General features: G+C 39.9%; 18 protein-coding genes. 5 read left to right on the forward strand and 13 right to left on the reverse strand.

What is annotated here, in order from left to right; translation table 11 throughout:
* The first annotated feature begins 80 nt into the window (after positions 1 to 80).
* Positions 81 to 434, forward strand: coding sequence for a YugN family protein (locus ACQKKO_RS06045; protein ID WP_203087355.1), 354 nt, complete (start codon positions 81 to 83; stop codon positions 432 to 434).
* A gap of 70 nt (positions 435 to 504) precedes the next feature.
* On the opposite strand, the gene ACQKKO_RS06050 is transcribed toward ACQKKO_RS06045, so the two are convergent.
* From ACQKKO_RS06050 to coxB, 6 genes are read right to left on the reverse strand one after another with little or no spacing between them, the layout of a single operon-like run.
* Positions 505 to 1,047, reverse strand: coding sequence for a DUF420 domain-containing protein (locus ACQKKO_RS06050; RefSeq protein ID WP_498645304.1), 543 nt, complete (start codon positions 1,045 to 1,047; stop codon positions 505 to 507).
* Between the two features lie 39 nt (positions 1,048 to 1,086).
* The gene (locus ACQKKO_RS06055; protein ID WP_498645306.1) at positions 1,087 to 1,233 is read right to left on the reverse strand and encodes a hypothetical protein; all 147 of its coding nucleotides are present in this window, start codon (positions 1,231 to 1,233) and stop codon (positions 1,087 to 1,089) included.
* 49 nt (positions 1,234 to 1,282) lie between these two features.
* Entirely contained in the window at positions 1,283 to 1,627 is a 345-nt protein-coding gene (locus ACQKKO_RS06060) for a cytochrome C oxidase subunit IV family protein (protein WP_479821433.1), read from the reverse strand.
* Positions 1,620 to 2,252, reverse strand: coding sequence for a cytochrome (ubi)quinol oxidase subunit III (locus ACQKKO_RS06065; protein WP_498645308.1), 633 nt, complete (start codon positions 2,250 to 2,252; stop codon positions 1,620 to 1,622). The genes ACQKKO_RS06060 and ACQKKO_RS06065 overlap by 8 nt, the downstream gene beginning before the upstream one ends.
* Position 2,253: 1 nt before the next feature.
* The gene (gene ctaD / locus ACQKKO_RS06070) at positions 2,254 to 4,119 is read right to left on the reverse strand and encodes a cytochrome c oxidase subunit I (RefSeq protein WP_498645309.1); all 1,866 of its coding nucleotides are present in this window, start codon (positions 4,117 to 4,119) and stop codon (positions 2,254 to 2,256) included.
* A gap of 24 nt (positions 4,120 to 4,143) precedes the next feature.
* The gene (gene coxB / locus ACQKKO_RS06075) at positions 4,144 to 5,190 is read right to left on the reverse strand and encodes a cytochrome c oxidase subunit II (RefSeq protein ID WP_498645311.1); all 1,047 of its coding nucleotides are present in this window, start codon (positions 5,188 to 5,190) and stop codon (positions 4,144 to 4,146) included.
* Positions 5,191 to 5,582: 392 nt separating this feature from the next.
* Here coxB and ACQKKO_RS06080 point away from each other — a divergent pair, with 392 nt between their 5' ends.
* On the forward strand, positions 5,583 to 6,488 hold the full coding sequence (locus tag ACQKKO_RS06080) for a COX15/CtaA family protein (protein ID WP_498645312.1): 906 nt from the start codon (positions 5,583 to 5,585) through the stop codon (positions 6,486 to 6,488).
* A gap of 42 nt (positions 6,489 to 6,530) precedes the next feature.
* Here the strand turns inward: ACQKKO_RS06080 and pyc are convergent, their stop codons facing one another.
* Positions 6,531 to 9,977, reverse strand: coding sequence for a pyruvate carboxylase (gene pyc / locus ACQKKO_RS06085; RefSeq protein WP_498645313.1), 3,447 nt, complete (start codon positions 9,975 to 9,977; stop codon positions 6,531 to 6,533).
* Between the two features lie 190 nt (positions 9,978 to 10,167).
* Positions 10,168 to 10,449 carry an Fpa/YlaN family protein gene (locus tag ACQKKO_RS06090; protein WP_498645314.1) on the reverse strand — a complete coding sequence of 94 codons (282 nt, stop codon included), beginning with the start codon at positions 10,447 to 10,449 and terminating at the stop codon, positions 10,168 to 10,170.
* 203 nt (positions 10,450 to 10,652) lie between these two features.
* Here ACQKKO_RS06090 and ACQKKO_RS06095 point away from each other — a divergent pair, with 203 nt between their 5' ends.
* Positions 10,653 to 11,171 carry a peptidyl-prolyl cis-trans isomerase gene (locus tag ACQKKO_RS06095; RefSeq protein WP_498645316.1) on the forward strand — a complete coding sequence of 173 codons (519 nt, stop codon included), beginning with the start codon at positions 10,653 to 10,655 and terminating at the stop codon, positions 11,169 to 11,171.
* On the opposite strand, the gene ACQKKO_RS06100 is transcribed toward ACQKKO_RS06095, so the two are convergent.
* On the reverse strand, positions 11,166 to 12,497 hold the full coding sequence (locus ACQKKO_RS06100; protein ID WP_498645318.1) for a PhoH family protein: 1,332 nt from the start codon (positions 12,495 to 12,497) through the stop codon (positions 11,166 to 11,168). The two genes, ACQKKO_RS06095 and ACQKKO_RS06100, sit on opposite strands and share 6 nt — an antisense overlap.
* A gap of 296 nt (positions 12,498 to 12,793) precedes the next feature.
* On the opposite strand from ACQKKO_RS06100, the gene ACQKKO_RS06105 reads away from it, so the two are divergent.
* The gene (locus ACQKKO_RS06105; protein WP_498645320.1) at positions 12,794 to 12,967 is read left to right on the forward strand and encodes a YlaI family protein; all 174 of its coding nucleotides are present in this window, start codon (positions 12,794 to 12,796) and stop codon (positions 12,965 to 12,967) included.
* A 37-nt stretch (positions 12,968 to 13,004) separates the two neighbouring features.
* Here the strand turns inward: ACQKKO_RS06105 and ACQKKO_RS06110 are convergent, their stop codons facing one another.
* Together ACQKKO_RS06110 and typA are read right to left on the reverse strand one after the other, a co-directional pair.
* Positions 13,005 to 13,346: a YlaH-like family protein gene (locus tag ACQKKO_RS06110; RefSeq protein WP_498645322.1), complete on the reverse strand. Its 342-nt coding sequence runs from the start codon at positions 13,344 to 13,346 to the stop codon at positions 13,005 to 13,007.
* 18 nt (positions 13,347 to 13,364) lie between these two features.
* Positions 13,365 to 15,203 carry a translational GTPase TypA gene (gene typA / locus ACQKKO_RS06115; protein WP_498645324.1) on the reverse strand — a complete coding sequence of 613 codons (1,839 nt, stop codon included), beginning with the start codon at positions 15,201 to 15,203 and terminating at the stop codon, positions 13,365 to 13,367.
* Positions 15,204 to 15,471: 268 nt separating this feature from the next.
* Between typA and ACQKKO_RS06120 the strand changes: the two genes are divergently transcribed.
* Positions 15,472 to 15,666, forward strand: coding sequence for a YlaF family protein (locus ACQKKO_RS06120; RefSeq protein ID WP_498645326.1), 195 nt, complete (start codon positions 15,472 to 15,474; stop codon positions 15,664 to 15,666).
* 27 nt (positions 15,667 to 15,693) lie between these two features.
* Here the strand turns inward: ACQKKO_RS06120 and ACQKKO_RS06125 are convergent, their stop codons facing one another.
* Together ACQKKO_RS06125 and ACQKKO_RS06130 are read right to left on the reverse strand one after the other, a co-directional pair.
* Positions 15,694 to 16,593 (reverse strand): NAD(P)-dependent oxidoreductase, encoded by a 900-nt coding sequence (locus tag ACQKKO_RS06125; RefSeq protein ID WP_498645330.1) that lies wholly within the window; start codon positions 16,591 to 16,593, stop codon positions 15,694 to 15,696.
* Positions 16,593 to 17,390 (reverse strand): inositol monophosphatase family protein, encoded by a 798-nt coding sequence (locus ACQKKO_RS06130; protein WP_498645331.1) that lies wholly within the window; start codon positions 17,388 to 17,390, stop codon positions 16,593 to 16,595. The genes ACQKKO_RS06125 and ACQKKO_RS06130 overlap by 1 nt, the downstream gene beginning before the upstream one ends.
* Positions 17,391 to 17,489 lie beyond the last annotated feature (99 nt).

Consider the following 17,489-nt stretch of genomic DNA (forward strand, 5'->3'; position numbering starts at 1 on the left):
AATTCATTTATTGCAAGCTGATGCATTTCATACTATCATAATTATAGAAAACATGCAGGACTAAAAGGGGTGTAATAATTATGAAATTTGATGAAACCGGTTTCGAAGGACAAGAAGTTAAGTTTGAGCATATCCAACACGCTGCGAATGCATGTGGCTTTGTACATGGAGAACAGTGGGATTATGAGCGCGCAATGTTTGATTATAAGATTGTAAATCAAGGTGATACATACTATGTACGAGTACCGATCTATTCAATCAAAGGCGATATCCCTAGAAAAGACACCATCTGTCGCTTAATGTCACCGCTACTAGGTAAACATTATTATCCACACGGAGTGGAATATGCAGGTGAAACCTTCCCTGACTCTGTTGTAACAAAAGCCAAATCAAAACTGGATTTACTTAAACATACGCTTGAGCAAGAAGTTTAGTTTCACTTTTTTAATATGAATATTAAAAAAGCACGACCCTACTCTAGGGCCGTGCTTTTTTGGCTGATTCTTAATAATAAGGTGAGATCATTAGGTACACTAATACACCTGTAAAACTCACATACAACCATAGTGGCATGGTCCAGCGAGCAATCTTTTTGTGGCGCTCATTTTCCATATTCCAAGCTCTAGTCACAGTAGTAAGTGCGAGAGGAACAATAACAGCAGCCAAAAAGATATGTGTAATCAAAATAAAGTAATAAAAATAACGGAAAAACCCTTCCCCACCGTAAGCAGTAGATGAAGATAAAAAGTGGTGAGCGACATACGTAATTAAAAAGAAGGTTGTTGTTGTAAACGCCGCATAGATAAACCGTTTATGCCATGTTACTTTGCGTTTAATAATTGAGATTAAGGCAGCAAGCAAAAACAAAAACGTGAAGCTGTTAAAGATCGCATTAAACATTGGTAATAGCTTTACATCAAACGCATCAAAGTTTTCGTACCCCGGCATTCCCGAGAGCACAGCCACTAGTCCATTTACAATAATCGTTACAATAATAATAAGTGGTTTATAATTTCTTTTCTTATGAGTTGATACTGTTTCTGACACCTTGACCTCTCCTTTTCAAATAGAACCTGTCCAATCTATTTAGAAGTATACACCGTTACGGTTCACAGAAACAAACGAAGCCGTCACAATCTGATGAACTTTCTCGAATAAAGACAGGGCGTAAACCACAAACAATTCTAAATCCCTCTCCAAGAAATAGGAAAGGACTAATGATTTTGTTATCATTAGTCCTTTCCTCATGGTTATTCAATTACTTCCTATCGTTTTGAACACATTAATACTTTGTTACTCCGATTAAGAGCATAAGTGCAACGATGGTTGGAAGTGTGATAAAAATTCCTGTAATCATAAAGACATTGGCCCATGCATGATCTTTATCCTTCATATGCATAAAGAATAGTAGCTGAAGAGCAAGCTGTACAACCGCCAGGATCAAAATAAACGGGATGGCTAGCGTTCGTGGAACAAAGTCTGTTGCCACTGCAGCAAAGGCCATAAAGGTTAAAGCGATCATTAATGCAAACGCAACAATTTGCTTTCTAATCTCAGCTTTATGAGATCGTTTCTCCTCATTTGTCATGGCACTTGTTTCAAAGCGCTCACTTAAATGATTAGCCATGCGATCCACCTCCTACACCCATAAGATAGACAACTGTAAAGATAAATACCCATACAACGTCAATAAAGTGCCAGTATAAGCTCGCTACGTAGAACTTAGGAGCATTTGTTAGCGTAATACCAGAACGAGCGTACCGAACGATTAACAAGGTAATCCAGCATAGCCCAAACGTTACGTGAGCCCCGTGAAGTCCTACTAATGAATAGAAGGCACTAGCAAAGGCACTGGTTGTAAATCCAAAGTTATATTCATTCACATACTGGTAAAACTCATAGATTTCCATTCCAAGAAACCCTAGACCAAGCACAACCGTAATGACAAGCCAAATCATCATGGAGCGAAAGTTATTTTTCTTCATGGCTGACATAGCTAGCACACTTGTCAAACTACTTGTTAGTAGTAGCATCGTCATAATAAAAACTAATTCAAGGTGGAAGATATCAGCTGATGTAGGACCATCAGCCGTACCGTTTCTCAGACCAAGATAGGTCCCAAAGAATGTTGCAAACAAAATTGTTTCTCCACCGAGGAAAAACCAAAAGCCCAAAAACTTATTTTTCCCTTCAAGGGTAGCACGTTCTGGATGCGACGGGAGACCATTAGATAAATCAACTGATCCTGACATTCTACTTTTCCCCCTTTGTTGGTAATTCACGCTTAATTTGATCAATTGGTACATGATACCCATGATCTTCTTTTATCGATCTGACAGCCATACAGCCAAATGTAATGACAAACCCACCAACAACAACGATCCATGGATTAATCAGTGCATTCTCCATCTCAAGCATAATTAGTCCAAAGCCTACAAAGTAGAGACCAATCGAGATTAGGAGTGGTAGAATCGAACCGTTTGGCATGTGAATCTCATCAATTGGTTCTGCAGGCTTCATAGTCCCGTCTCCATGAATTTTTTCATAGAATAATGGATCAAGTGAACGAATTTGAGGTGTCTGAGCAAAGTTATACTCTGGCACAGGTGTAGGCACTGCCCACTCAAGTGTTCTAGCATCCCACGGATCAGCTACTGTTACTCGTTCTCCTTTAAACGCTGAGTAGATAATGTTAACAACTAGAAGAAGTACCCCAGCTGTCATGAAGAACGTTCCAATTGTACTGACCATATTATACGCATCCAGACCTTGATCTGCTAGATATGTATAAACACGTCTTGGCATACCCATTAAACCTAAAATGTGTTGAATAAAAAATGTCAGATGGAACCCGATGTAAAACAATACAAAAAACCATTTTCCCAGTGTTTCATTTAGCTTATGATTAAACATCTTCGGATACCAGTAAAAGAGTCCAGCAAATAACGCAAGCACAATTCCACCTACAATAATGTAATGAAAGTGAGCTACAACAAAATAAGTATCATGGTACAAGTAATCAACTGGTGCCATCGCAAGCATGACCCCGGTTACCCCACCTAATACGAAGGTTGGTACAAAGGATGATGCGAAAAGCATCGCTGTATTAAATGTGATTTTACCGCCCCACATCGTGAACAACCAGTTGAAGATCTTAATTCCCGTAGGAACAGCGATGGTCATGGTTGCTACCGCAAATACGGAGTTGGCTACTGGCCCCATTCCCACTGTAAACATGTGGTGAGCCCATACCATGAATCCTAAAAAGGCAATAATCATGGTTGCAAAGACCATGGCCGTATAACCAAACAGTCGTTTTCTAGAAAAAGCCGGAATAACCTCAGAGATAATTCCAAACGCCGGAAGAACGAGAATGTATACTTCCGGGTGACCAAATATCCAGAAAATATGTTGCCAAATGACGACATTTCCTCCTGCACTCGGTACAAAGAACTGCGCATCAAAGATTCTCTCAAGCATTAATAGCGCAAGACCTGCTGCAAGTGGTGTAAAGGCAAATAAAATCAGTGTTGAAGAGATAAAAGAAGTCCACACGAATAATGGAAGTCTCATCATCGTCATGCCAGGTGCACGCATATTTACAATCGTCACTAGGAAGTTAATTGCAGAGATAAGCGTACCGATTCCCGACACTTGAAGTCCTAGTACGTAAAAGTCAATTCCTAAACGGTCTTGTGTGGACAAAGGAACATACGCTGTCCAACCAGCATCCGGTCCACCACCAAAAAACCAACTAGTACTTAACAATAGTCCCCCGGATAAGAAAATCCAGAATCCTAGTGCATTCACAAATGGAAAGGCAACGTCACGTGCCCCTATTTGCAGTGGAATGAAATAGTTCATAAAAGCAAACAACAAAGGGGTTGCCGCTAAAAATAGCATGATCGTTCCATGCATTGTAATAAATTCATTAAACGTTTGTCCACTTAGGAACGTATTCTCAGGAATCATTAATTGAATTCGCATGAAAACGGCCATTAAGCCGGCTTTACAGAAAAATAATGTTCCAGCAATCAAATACATGATTCCTAGTTTCTTGTGGTCAACCGTTGTTAACCAGTCCATAATGACACTTTTCTCTTGTTTTACAGCTGCCAATGTTTCATACCTCCTTTTCCGTTATTACTCTGCGTTCTCTCCGTCACGAACATTTAATGAACGTAAGTATGCAACAAGCGAGTCCATTTCACCTTCTGAGATTTCAGATTCAGGGAATGGAACCATGTTGTTTCCTTGTTTAAATTCATCCGGATTACGAATCCATGCTTTTAACTGTTCATCTGTATTCTCTAGATATCCAGCAATGGTGTTTCGATCATTAAAGTTTGTTAATGTTGGACCTGATGCTGAACCAGGACCGCTAACGGCGTGACAGCTAATACAGTTTTCTTGGAATACTTCATACCCTTGCTGTACAGAAGAGTCCTCTGGCTGCTCCACATCTGCTTTCGCTGCCATGTCTTCTACCCACTGATCGTAATCCTCACGTTCAAGAGCAATTAGTTTAAAGTCCATTAAGGCATGAGATGGACCACATAACTCTGCACATTTCCCCATATATGTACCTGGTTCATCTGCTTGGAGCCATAGCGTATTCTCAATACCAGGAACGGTATCAATCTTTCCGCCGAGTGCCGGTACCCAGAATGAGTGAATGACATCCGTTGCATTTAGCGTAAAATAGACTCGCTCATCTGTTGGGATGTATACCTCTTGTCCTGCTGTGAAGCCTTCCTCATAATCAAACTGCCACCAGTACTGATGACCGGTTACATCTATGTATATGGCGTCCTCTACATCTTCAGGCGCTTGACTTTCTGCAAAATCAAACGTTCCGATAATGGTTGGAACAAACAGAACTAATAATAGTAGAATCGGGATAACCGTCCAGGTAATCTCCAACACTGTGCTTCCATGTACTTGTTTCGGGTATTCGTTATCTCCTTCTTTACGACGGAATTTCGCTATAATATAGAAGAAAATCGCGAAAACCACTAATGTGACAAATGCCATTATGTATAATGACAGAATCATATTTTTATAGATCCACTCTGCTTGAGGTCCCTTTGGATCTAAAGCCGTCAAGTTCTCGTTCCCAAAACAGCCTGATAAAAGAAAAATGACTGCTAGAAATCCAAACCGTCCACTCCAAGCCTTTACTTGTTTCATCAGCATTCCCTCACTTTCTTTCAATGTTTGTCCTTTCTTTTCTCTGTAGCGTTCTTGCCATCACAAAACAACGGTAAAATAAAGTCCATCTGATAAGGCTTTCAATAATCTATAAGATATCGTAAGCAGTAGACCGGAATCCCAGAATCCGCTTGTTTTGCGCCATTCACCTCCTGATGTGCTTATAGATCGCCAATTATAACCAGTATACGTTTACATTATAGCTTATTATGAGATTAGTTTCATCATAAACCTCATTTTCACATGATATTCACATTTAAAAACCGTCATAAAATGTTCCTTGCTGTAAAATTGACTTTTGCTTGCTGCATACCTATCATCAATAGAGAGCAACCTATTACGAATTTATTTTTAATTAGAAGGTGAAGAACGTGCATAAGCGATTTAAAGTTTTTGGTGTCATTACAGCCTTATTTGTATTATTGGTCCTCATCCAAGGAGCACTTGTTTCTAAAACGGGATCTGGTGAAGGCTGTGGGAATACGTGGCCTTTATGCTTTGGTGAGGTTGTTCCATTAAATCCTGCCATTGAAACCGTGATTGAGTATACACATCGAATTGTCTCAGGCTTAGCTGGATTTCTTGTTATTATCTTGGCATTTTGGGCTTGGAAGCAATTAAAGCATGTTCGTGAAGCTAGATTTTTAGCGATTCTCTCAGTTTTTATGATCATTCTACAAGGACTAATGGGGGCAGGAGCTGTTGTTTTTGGACAACAACCGTTAGTCATGGCTCTACATTTTGGTTTCTCAGCTTTATCTCTTTCATCTGTTGTTTTATTAATTGTTTTAAGCTTCGAGGATTCAAAGAAGGGCCCTCGCCCTGCTGCGCCTGATAACAGTAAAGGCTTGCGTAAATATGTGTTAGGTGTTTTAGTGTATTGTTACGCAGTTATTTATACAGGTGCTTTTGTAAAGCATACGGATTCTACACTCGCATGTGCCGGTTTCCCAACTTGTAATGGTAAGTGGATCCCAGATGCGTTCTGGACAGTTGCTCCACAATATTTCCATCGAATCTTTGGTACAATTATGCTTATTCTTTTAATCATATTACTCGTATGGATCTTTAGGAAGTTTGGACAAAGTCGCACGATTAAATGGTTAAGTGTTATCTCAGTCTTATTAGTTATCGGACAATTTTCAAGTGGTATTACCATAGTTTTAAGTCTTAACCAGTTTCTTGAGGTTGGTATGACTCATGCAGTCTTAGTCTCTTTATTATTTACATGCTTAGCCTACATGACCATGATCTTATTCAGAAAAAAATCAGCCTAATATAAAAAGGATCAAAGCGAATGCTTGATCCTTTTTGTTTGGTTACACAAATTCGATGAGTAAATCACCCGTTGCGATTGGTTCGTTGTCGGATACAAAGACATCCTTAATTTCACCATCATACGCAGCCTGTACTGTTGTTTCCATCTTCATTGCTTCTGTAATTAGCAGGTGATCACCTTTTTTCACTTGATCGCCTTTAGCTACAAGAGCTTTGATCACAGTTCCCGGCATGGTCGCACCGATTTGTTTTTCGTTATTCTTATCAACCTTCGGACGAGATTTAACCTTTGTCTGAACAGATTGGTCTTGAATCAATACTTCCCTTGGCTGACCATTTAATTCAAAGTAAACAATTCGTTTCGCATCATCTCTTGGAGCTGAAACAGAAACAAGCTTAACAATTAATGTTTTTCCTTGTTCAATTTCCACTTCAATTTCTTCACCTGGTTTTAGACCATAGAAGAATGTTGGCGTATCAAGTACAGATACATCTCCAAAGCTGTCACGGAATTGTTCGAATTCAGTGAATACTTTTGGATACATCACATATGACAACACATCGTGACTTGTTACTTGTCGATTCAGTTGTTTAAAGAGCTTATTTTGTATCTCTTCAAAATCGACTGGTTCAAGAAGTGCTCCTGGGCGCCCTTCAATTGGCTTACGTGACTTAAGAATGATCTCTTGAAGCTCCTTAGGGAATCCTTGATAAGGTTGTCCGAGCTGTCCTTGGAAGAATTCAACAACGGAATCAGGGAAATCAAGCGAATGCCCTTTCGCATACACGTCTTCTTTTGATAAATCGTTTTGAACCATGTATAATGCCATGTCCCCTACAACTTTAGAAGAAGGTGTTACTTTTACAACATCACCAAACATATCGTTTACAACACGATACATTTTCTTAACCTCGTTCCAGCGCTCTCCAAGATCAACTGCTTTTGCTTGTTGCTGAAGATTACTGTATTGACCACCAGGCATTTCGTGCTGATACACCTCTGTATGAGGAGCATTCATGCCACTTTCAAAGCCTTGATAGTACTTTCTAGTTGCGCCCCAGAACTCATCAAGTTGTTCAAGAGCATGTATGTTTACATCTGGTTGCTTCTCTGAGCCGCCTAGTGCGTAATAAAGTGTGTTTGCACTTGGTTGAGACGTTAACCCTGCCATTGAGCTAATCGCAACATCAACGATATCTACTCCCGCTTCCACAGCTTTTGCATACATATATACACCATTTCCACTTGTATCATGAGTATGCAGATGAACAGGAATATCGATGGTTTCTTTTAGTGCAGATACAAGAGTATAAGCTGCTTCTGGCTTAAGTAATCCAGCCATATCTTTAATGGCAAGAATATGTGCTCCTGCAGACTCTAGTTCCCGAGCAAGGTTTACGTAATAATTCAGATCATACTTCGTTCTCGATGAATCTGTAATGTCCCCCGTGTAGCACATTGCAGCTTCTGCAATTTTTCCCGTTTTACGTACGGATTCAATTGCCGGACGCATTCCTTCTACCCAGTTTAAGCTATCGAAAATACGGAACACATCAATACCTGCGGACGCAGATTTTACAACGAATTCATCTACTGCATTATCTGGATAATTCGTATATCCGACTGCATTTGAAGCACGTAACAGCATTTGGAACAATACATTTGGTGCTTGTTTTCTTAAGACAAGTAGTCGCTCCCATGGATCTTCATGCAAGAAACGCATGGCTACATCAAATGTTGCACCGCCCCACATTTCCATTGAAAATAAGTTAGGTAACAGACGTGCTGTAGGCTCTGCTATTTTCTTCAAGTCATGTGTACGTACACGTGTGGCAAGAAGTGATTGATGCGCATCTCGGAACGTAGTATCTGTTAGTAAAACATCTTTTTGTTCTTTAACCCATTTTGCCAAGCCCTCAGGTCCTTCTTCATCAAGGATTTGTTTTGATCCACGTGGCATTTCTTCAATTGGATTAATTTTAGGTACAACTGGTTTTTCAAAGTTCGGCTTGTTTAGTTGGTCAATCCCTGGGTAACCATTAACGATTGTTTCTCCTAAAAACGTAAGCATTTTTGTTCCGCGGTCTTTTCGTTTAGGGAAGATAAATAATTCAGGCGTTGTATCAATAAACGACGTATTGTACGAACCATTTAAAAAGGATTCATGGCGAACAACATTTTCAAGGAACGCGATATTTGTTTTAATACCGCGAATACGGAATTCGCGCAGATTCCGCAGCATTTTTGATGCCGCTCCCTCATATGTTAATGCCCATGTAGATACTTTTACTAACAAGGAATCATAGTGAGGTGAAATAACAGATCCTTGGAACCCGTTCCCTGCGTCAAGACGCACACCAAAACCTCCACCTGAGCGGTAGGCATTAATTCGTCCCGTATCTGGTAAGAATCCGTTAGCAGGGTCCTCTGTTGTTACACGTGATTGAATGGCAAACCCACTACATTGAATGTCTTCTTGTGCGGGAATCCCCATTTTTGGACTATGAAGCTTCTCACCATCTGCAATCAATAATTGCGATTGAACAATGTCAATTCCTGTTACCATCTCTGTAATCGTATGCTCAACCTGAACACGTGGATTAACTTCAATGAAATAGAAATCGCCATTTTCGGTCGCAAGAAATTCAACAGTACCCGCATTTACATACCCTATCGCTTCAGCTAGTTGAACCGCAGCCTCGCAAATACGTTCGCGCACTCCTTCACCTAACGAAACACTTGGTGCTACTTCAACTACTTTTTGATGACGGCGTTGAACGGAGCAGTCTCTCTCGTATAGATGCACAATATTGCCATGTTTATCGGCAAGAATTTGAACTTCAATATGCTTTGGATTTTCTACAAATTTCTCAACGTAGACCTCATCATTCCCGAAAGCAGACTTTGCTTCGGATTTCGCACGGTCATACGATTCACGTAAATCTTCTGCAGTGCGGACAATTCTCATTCCTCGACCGCCGCCACCGAGTGAAGCTTTTATAATAAATGGATAGCCATGCTCTTTGGCAAAGGCTTCAACTTCCTCTACACCATTTACAGGGCCATCGCTACCTGGAATGACCGGTAACTTTGCTTTTAACGCTTGTTCTTTTGCTTGAACCTTATCTCCAAACATCCGAAGATGCTCAAGTTCCGGCCCAATAAAAATAATGCCTTCTTCATGGCAACGTTTTGCAAATTGCAGGTTTTCAGATAAGAATCCGTAACCTGGGTGAATCGCATCGACACCATGTAGCTTTGCAGTTTCAATAATACCTTCTATGTCTAGATATGCATCGATTGGTTTTTTTCCTTCACCAATCAGATAGGCTTCATCGGCTTTATATCTATGATAAGCTCCTAAGTCTTCTTTAGAATATACAGCCACTGTTCGGATATGTAACTCAGAACATGCTCGGAAAATTCGAATTGCGATTTCTCCACGGTTTGCTACCAATACTTTTTTAATGGATTGTAACCCGTTCATTTCGTCCTCCCCTTTACTCTCTCGACTTTAGTATTCTTTCTCTACTTTTGGTTAAAGCTTGTTATTTAGTATAGAAGTAAAATACGAAAAAAAGCAATTGAAATCTTCAGTCAGTTTAAAAACTTTTTTTGCCCAGAAATACTAGACAAACAAAAAAGACTATGTTAATGAGTCATAGTCTTTTTTCGTATTAACGTTTAATTGTTAAATCGTGTAAGTCATCGAGTCTACGTTGTAATTCACTTAAAATGGATTTCCCTTGCTCTTCGTCTACTAAGCCTAAACGAACAGCGAAATCAATTTCACGTGAAAGCCCAAACATACGAGTATCTAGTACTTCTTCGTAGAGGGGGCATTGAGGCATCGTTAGATTTTCCAACTGAACTTCAATAAGCTTGCGGATCTTTTCTGCGTCAGACTGCAGAAGTGCGTATGCTTTCTCAGCCTGGCTGGTCATCACCTTAATCGACATTTTGTCCCCTCCTCACAATGATGAATCATCTCTACTCTCATAGTATCTGCTAAAGCGCTAAATTGCAATCTTTTTAGCCAATCTTACGTGATTCAACCTCTGTCATTTTGAATAAATTGAAACGTTTTTAAGTTTCCACAACTGACAAACGTCTATTTTTCGTTTTATACTATAACAGTCAGACCAATCTAGGAGGAATAACTTTGAGTGAATTTGTATTTTTTATTGACGGCGAAGTAAGTCGCCCACTAACAATCGACCCAACGGTATGGATCTTTGACGAACGTAAAGTAGATTTAACTACTTACTTTGATGAGCTTGAAACAATGGATGATGAGATTACAGCGTATCAAAAGTCCATTTCAGCTCAATGGGATAAGGAGCGCACAGAAGGTTCTGAGCCACCAAACCCGAATCATAATGGTAATCTCATCCGTTATAACAAACAAGCCTTAATTAATGGATCGTTTGGTATGCCCTTAAAATCTTTTTTATTAAACGCGGCCCCAATCGAAAGCGCTTCATCTGTAAAAATTGAAACGGAAAATGGAGAATCACATGTTTGCACGCTCGAAGAGGCAACTAACCTAATTGTTGGGTTTTCAAAAGATGGACAGCCGCTAAGAGATAACGGCCCTGTCCACATTTATTTCGGTGACGGTTCCAATGCCCAAAACCCAATTACTCATGTAAAGCGATTAGTGATCGGAACCGAATTATAAAAGATCAGCTGCAAGCTGCGCGAGTCCTGATCGTTCTCCTTTTACTAGCTTCACATGGCCGTGAATGGATTGGTTTTTAAATTTTTCAACTACATAGGTAAGTCCATTTGTGTATTCATCAAGGTATGGGTGGTCAATTTGCTGTGGATCACCCATCAACACAATTTTACTTTTCTCACCTACACGTGTAAGAATGGTTTTGATCTCATGTTTTGTGAGATTTTGAGCCTCATCAATGATGATATATTGCTCCGGAATACTCCGCCCCCTGATATACGTAAGTGCCTCCACTTGAATAGAGCCCATTCCTGCTAGAATTTGATCTATCTCACCTGGCTTTTTCGTATTAAACAAAAATTCAAGGTTATCATAAATGGGTTGCATCCATGGTCTTAGCTTTTCATCTTTTTCGCCTGGCAAATAGCCGATATCTTTCCCTAAAGGGACAACTGGTCTTGCAACCAACAGCTTATTATACGTATGAAGATCCTCTGTTTGTAATAACCCTGCCGCAAGTGATAAAAGTGTTTTTCCAGTCCCTGCTTTTCCGATCATCGTGACAAGTGGAATATCTTCTCTAAGTAAGAGTTCAAATACCATCTTCTGTTGGACATTTCTGGACCTGATCCCCCACACCTGATCTGAGTCTGAAACAAACGGTCGGATATCAAATCCATTTGGCTCTATTTTTCCTAGCGCTGAACTTGAACCTCCCAAGGAATCTTTTAGAATAACAAACTGGTGTGGATATAACTGAGTGTGAATGGAAAGATCACTTCGGTTGATGCCTCCATTATCATAAAAACGTTTGATAATGTCTTTATCTACATAAACTTCAATATAACCGTCATAACCCTCATCAAACTCAACGACTCGATCATTTAAAAAGTCTTCAACATCTAAACCAAACGCATCTCCCTTAACTCTGACCAGCGCATCCTTGCTGACCAGGGTCACTTTAGCCCCATTTGGCTTTTCACTTTCTTCTATTGAAAGGTTTAATGCTACAGCTATAATTCGATTATCATTTGTCATCTCTGCAAATGATTCCTTTAAGTTTTTAAATGACCGGTGATTTAATTCCACTCGGAGAGACCCACCTGAATCAAGTGGCACACCTTCGTGCAGCTTCCCCTTTTCACGTAATTGATCTATTAATTTTGAGATTTGACGAGCATTGCGGCCAATCTCATCCATATTACGTTTCTTAGAATCCACTTCTTCCAAAACTACTGCAGGCAGGACTACCTCATTTTTTTGAAAAGCAAAGATAGAATAAGGATCTTGCAGTAACACGTTTGTATCCAACACATAGATTTTCCTCAATATGAATGCCCCCTGACCTGTTATCGACAAGACCTAGCTGAAAATTTGCATTCCCATGTAAATGTAAATGAACATGTTCATATTCATGTGTATGAGACAAACGTGTCGGTTAGACGAGTTTGTCTTGATTAGTTTCTACAAACTTTTCCTTCTCTATTACATTTTATAAGAATCCATTACGTTCCTTTATGAATTTTCAGTAAATACGAGCGATACAAACCTTCTATTATAAATGAGTGTTTATTTATTATGTAAATACGCGTACACTATAGATAATAGTAGGAGCGTGAAAAACAATGAGAGTAAAATGTGTGTTATGTGATCAAATTGACACTATTAATGATTTAAAGCCATTAGCAAAAAAACTACGAAATCGCCCCCTTCATACGTATATGTGCCCGACGTGTGAAGAACGTATTACACGTAAAACGATGGACCGAAAAGAAAATCATAGCGAAGTTGAATCTTGAAACAAAAAAAGACAGCGCCTAGGCGCTGTCTTTTTAATTAAGAGGATTGAGTTCCACTTTGTTCATTTTGCTTTCTATGAAGATGAAGTCTAAATCGATATCCGCCCAAAAAAAGAGCAGAGATTGCTAAGACTGCCATGATTGGAGCACCAAAAGCGAACTCCATCGTCCATAGAAAAAAGCAACCAATGACAAGCATTGTATAGATAATGATTGACTTTAAAAGAGGCAGCTTTTGAGCAAAACCAAGCTTAAAAACGATGACTCCAAGAATTACGGTCATTATACATGTCCAAAAACCCAGCCAAGGATATTCTGCTGTTTGCTGCATGAGCCATGAATATTGACCCAGGTCAGCTTGGCTGATATTGTCTTTCATATATCTCCCGCCTTTTTACTAGGATTGGCTTCCTGTCTTCTTACGTTTTTCTGCTCTTTCACGTTCATTTTTGTTCAAGATCTTTTTACGTAGACGAATTGACTCTGGAGTTAGCTCACAATATTCATCTTCATTTAGATACTCGATCGACTCTTCAAGCGTCAAGATACGCGGACGCTTCATTGTTACCGTTTGGTCTTTAGTGGCTGAACGAACGTTGGTTTGTTGCTTCATCTTTGTGATGTTAACTGTTAAGTCGTTATCACGTGTGTGCTCTCCAACAATCATACCTTCGTAAATTTCTGTACCAGGCTCAACAAAGATTGTTCCACGGTCTTCTACTTGCATAATTCCGTATTGGCTCGTTTTACCTGATTCAATTGAAACAAGTACACCTTGGCGACGTCCACCAACTTGTCCACCAAATAGCGGCTTGTAGCTATCGAATGAGTGGTTAATAATTCCGTACCCACGTGTTTGCGTTAAGAACTCCGTTGAATATCCAATCAATCCACGAGCAGGAACCATGAACTCAAGACGAACTTGTCCACCACCATTATTAATCATGTTGACCATTTCACCTTTACGTTCTCCAAGAGACTCCATAACAGATCCAGTGTACTCTTCTGGAACGTCAATTTGAACTCGTTCAACTGGCTCTTGTGCGATGCCATCGATTTGACGAACAATTACTTCTGGTTTAGAAACTTGAAGCTCATAGCCTTCACGACGCATGTTCTCAATTAAGATTGACAAGTGAAGTTCTCCACGTCCTGACACAACCCACACTTCCGGTGAATCAGTGTTTTCAACACGTAGACTAACATCCGTTTCAAGCTCTGCTTTTAAACGTTCTTCAATCTTACGGCTTGTGATAAATTTCCCTTCACGACCTGCAAAAGGACTGTTATTCACAAGGAATGTCATTTGAAGTGTTGGCTCATCAATACGAAGAATTGGAAGTGCCTCTTGATGTTCAACCGGGCAGACCGTTTCCCCTACGTTGATCTCTTCCATTCCGGATACAGCGATTAGATCTCCAGCTTTTGCTTCTTCAATTTCTACACGTTTTAACCCAAGGAAACCGAACATTTTTGTTACACGGAACTGTTTAACAGAACCATCAACCTTCATTAGAGCTACTTGTTGTCCAACTTTAATCGTTCCACGGAACACACGTCCAATTCCGATACGACCAAGATAGTCATTGTAATCAAGCATTGTTACTTGGAACTGTAAAGGCTCACTGCTGTTATCAATTGGAGCAGGGATTGATTCAATGATTTTATTTAATAGGCAAGTCATGTTATCGTCTTGTTTTTCAGAGTTTAAGCTCGATGTACCGTTAATTGCAGAAGCATAAACAACTGGGAAGTCTAATTGATCTTCATCTGCGCCTAAATCAATAAATAAATCAACCACTTCGTCAACTACTTCAGCTGGACGAGCGAAATCACGGTCAATTTTATTCACAACAACGATAGGAGTCAGCTTTTGTTCAAGCGCTTTTTTAAGAACAAAACGCGTTTGTGGCATACAGCCCTCATAAGCATCTACAACTAGTAGCACACCATCAACCATTTTCATGATACGTTCTACTTCTCCACCAAAGTCGGCGTGTCCTGGTGTATCCATGATGTTAATGCGTGTGTCGCCATAGTTAATCGCTGTATTTTTAGCAAGAATGGTAATTCCACGCTCTTTTTCAATTGCGTTGGAGTCCATTGCTCTTTCTGCAACCTGTTCATTCTCGCGGAACGTACCTGATTGCTTAAGTAATTCATCTACAAGCGTTGTTTTCCCGTGGTCAACGTGGGCAATAATTGCGATATTACGTATATCTGAACGACGATCCATATAAAAATTCTCTCCTTAGCTATGTTCAAAAAGCAGATGCTTTCTGTTTCTATTTTATAAAACTTCTCAAAATCTCTAGTTCACAACTGTATAAGTATAACATAGTTATCGTTAGAATAAACAAAAGCTTTACCCAATTTTTCAATTTCTACACTTCAATGTACAGAATCAACGAATTGTTTGACGTATTGTCACATGATACCCTTTTCTTTTTTGTAAATCACGGTACACTATTAATAGAAGTTTTTGGTGTAAGGGAGGACTTGACTTGAAAAAAGAAAACCTTTTATTTTTATTACTAGCTGCTATTACGGTAGCGTGTATTATGAGTATTGGAATTGCCGTTGCCGAAAGAAGTATTATCATTGCCCTACTTGCTGTTGCAGGTGTCATAATCGCTATGGGACTCGGCTTCACTCTTAAAAAGCGCATTCGTGAAAATAATCAATCTGAGATAAACTAAATTGAATCTAAACAAAAACCAAGGATATTATCCTTGGTTTTTGTGTCGTTTTAACGTGACACCCGTTTTTTCTTCGAGTGGTCTAACAATTGCACTAACATCCTGGTGACCATACTTCTCTTTAGCTAAGGCCACTTTTTCTGCACCAAGCTTAACCATATCAAGTGGCATGTTAATCTCTTCTGCTAAACTCAAAGCTAGTCCGATATCTTTGTGAAGGAGATTGATTGAGAATCTTGCATCAAACTCTCGATCAAGAATCGCATCAACTGCCCAATCCATGCTTTTTGAGAATCCGGCACTTTTTTGAATTAAATCATAGGCTACCGCTGGGTCAACACCTGCTTTTTCAGCCATTACATAACATTCAGCAAGAGCCGCTTGATGTACACCGATTAACATGTTGTTTAATAACTTTACAACGGTTCCGCTACCGATTGGGCCGACGTGGACAATATACGCCCCATACGACTTCATCACAGGCTCAGCCCGTAAGAAGGTTTGTTCATCTCCGCCACACATAATCGTTAGTGTTCCAGCACTTGCTCCCATTGGACCACCACTTACAGGTGCATCCATAAATTCAGCCCCCTTTTCTTTCAGGAGGTTTAATACTCTTTCATTTGTCTGCCGATCCACAGTAGAATGGTCAATCACAATCTTTCCAGGTGATGCTCCTGCAATTAAGCCATGTTCACCTTCATACACTTCTTCTATCGTCTTCGGAACAGGCAAACATGTCATCACAATATCGCAAATCTCCATTAGTTCCTTAGGCGTCTCTGCTTCTAATGCACCATAAGCCATCGCTTCTTCAATTGGTCCACGACTACGGCTTAAGACAAAGGTTTCAAAATTAGAGTCAAGTAAATGCTTTGTCATTGGCAGCCCCATTGTTCCAAGTCCAATAAAGCCAACTTTTTTCATTAATTCTCCTCCCCTACGTAAGCAGATACAATCTCTCTTTGCAATGCAGGTTTCGCAGCAATTACCGTTCCTCCATCAAGAAGAGAGAGTGGTTTTCCTGAGAATGATGATGCCCGGTACCCCATCTCATCTAGTAAAACTTGTGCACCCGCATAATCCCATGGAGACAAATTCACACTTACGTATGCATCTAAACGATCTGCGGCCACATAGGCAAGTTCAATCGCTGCCGCACCGTATGAACGCACACTTCTTGAATCTCTAACAAGTGCTAGAAGAGGATTTGCGTGTGGGTGATTCGTTTCTGTTAACCATCTAGCATTTAATGAAATGATCGACTCGTTTAAAGGTCTTTCTTTTCCAGCAACAAGCTCCACTTCGTTTACATATGCTCCTACACCTTTGACTGCGTAAAACATTTCATCAGCCATTACGTCATAAACGATACCAACCTTACCGACACCATCTTCGTAAATCCCAATGGAAATCGCAAACTTGATTTTTTGTTGAACAAAATTCATCGTTCCATCAATGGGATCAATGATCCACATAATTCCGTCCGTATTTTCTAGTTTCTCTGCCGTTCCCTCTTCACCTAAGAATGAATGTTCAGGAAAGGTTTCTCTCACTTTATTATAAAAAAACGCTTCTGTGTTCTTATCTACTTCCGTCACAAGGTCATCTGGCCCTGATTTTGCTTCAACCTTAAAAGGATTCGCTAAGGCTTCTTTTATTAGTTCTGCTGCCTCGTATGTCCAGTCCCGAGCTACTTTTCCAAGTTCATTCCAATCAGCCATTATAAGTCCCCCTAAAGTAAGGTCAAATTACGTTGGTTTCCTAATTACACCATCATTATGACATATTCATCACTAAATGAACACTCATGCAGGCCCTCT

It is taken from the genome of Alkalihalobacillus sp. NPDC127517 (assembly GCF_050276055.1).
GTDB lineage: Bacteria > Bacillota > Bacilli > Bacillales > Bacillaceae_D > Alkalicoccobacillus.

Coding starts and splice junctions, on each gene's coding strand:
- ACQKKO_RS06045 (WP_203087355.1), top strand. CDS start 81: ATGAAATTTGATGAAACCGGTTTCGAAGGACAAGAAGTTAAGTTTGAG.
- ACQKKO_RS06055 (WP_498645306.1), bottom strand. CDS start 1,233: ATGATAACAAAATCATTAGTCCTTTCCTATTTCTTGGAGAGGGATTTA.
- ACQKKO_RS06060 (WP_479821433.1), bottom strand. CDS start 1,627: ATGGCTAATCATTTAAGTGAGCGCTTTGAAACAAGTGCCATGACAAAT.
- ACQKKO_RS06065 (WP_498645308.1), bottom strand. CDS start 2,252: ATGTCAGGATCAGTTGATTTATCTAATGGTCTCCCGTCGCATCCAGAA.
- coxB (WP_498645311.1), bottom strand. CDS start 5,190: ATGAAACAAGTAAAGGCTTGGAGTGGACGGTTTGGATTTCTAGCAGTC.
- pyc (WP_498645313.1), bottom strand. CDS start 9,977: ATGAACGGGTTACAATCCATTAAAAAAGTATTGGTAGCAAACCGTGGA.
- ACQKKO_RS06090 (WP_498645314.1), bottom strand. CDS start 10,449: ATGTCGATTAAGGTGATGACCAGCCAGGCTGAGAAAGCATACGCACTT.
- ACQKKO_RS06105 (WP_498645320.1), top strand. CDS start 12,794: ATGAGAGTAAAATGTGTGTTATGTGATCAAATTGACACTATTAATGAT.
- ACQKKO_RS06110 (WP_498645322.1), bottom strand. CDS start 13,346: ATGAAAGACAATATCAGCCAAGCTGACCTGGGTCAATATTCATGGCTC.
- typA (WP_498645324.1), bottom strand. CDS start 15,203: ATGGATCGTCGTTCAGATATACGTAATATCGCAATTATTGCCCACGTT.
- ACQKKO_RS06125 (WP_498645330.1), bottom strand. CDS start 16,593: ATGAAAAAAGTTGGCTTTATTGGACTTGGAACAATGGGGCTGCCAATG.
- ACQKKO_RS06130 (WP_498645331.1), bottom strand. CDS start 17,390: ATGGCTGATTGGAATGAACTTGGAAAAGTAGCTCGGGACTGGACATAC.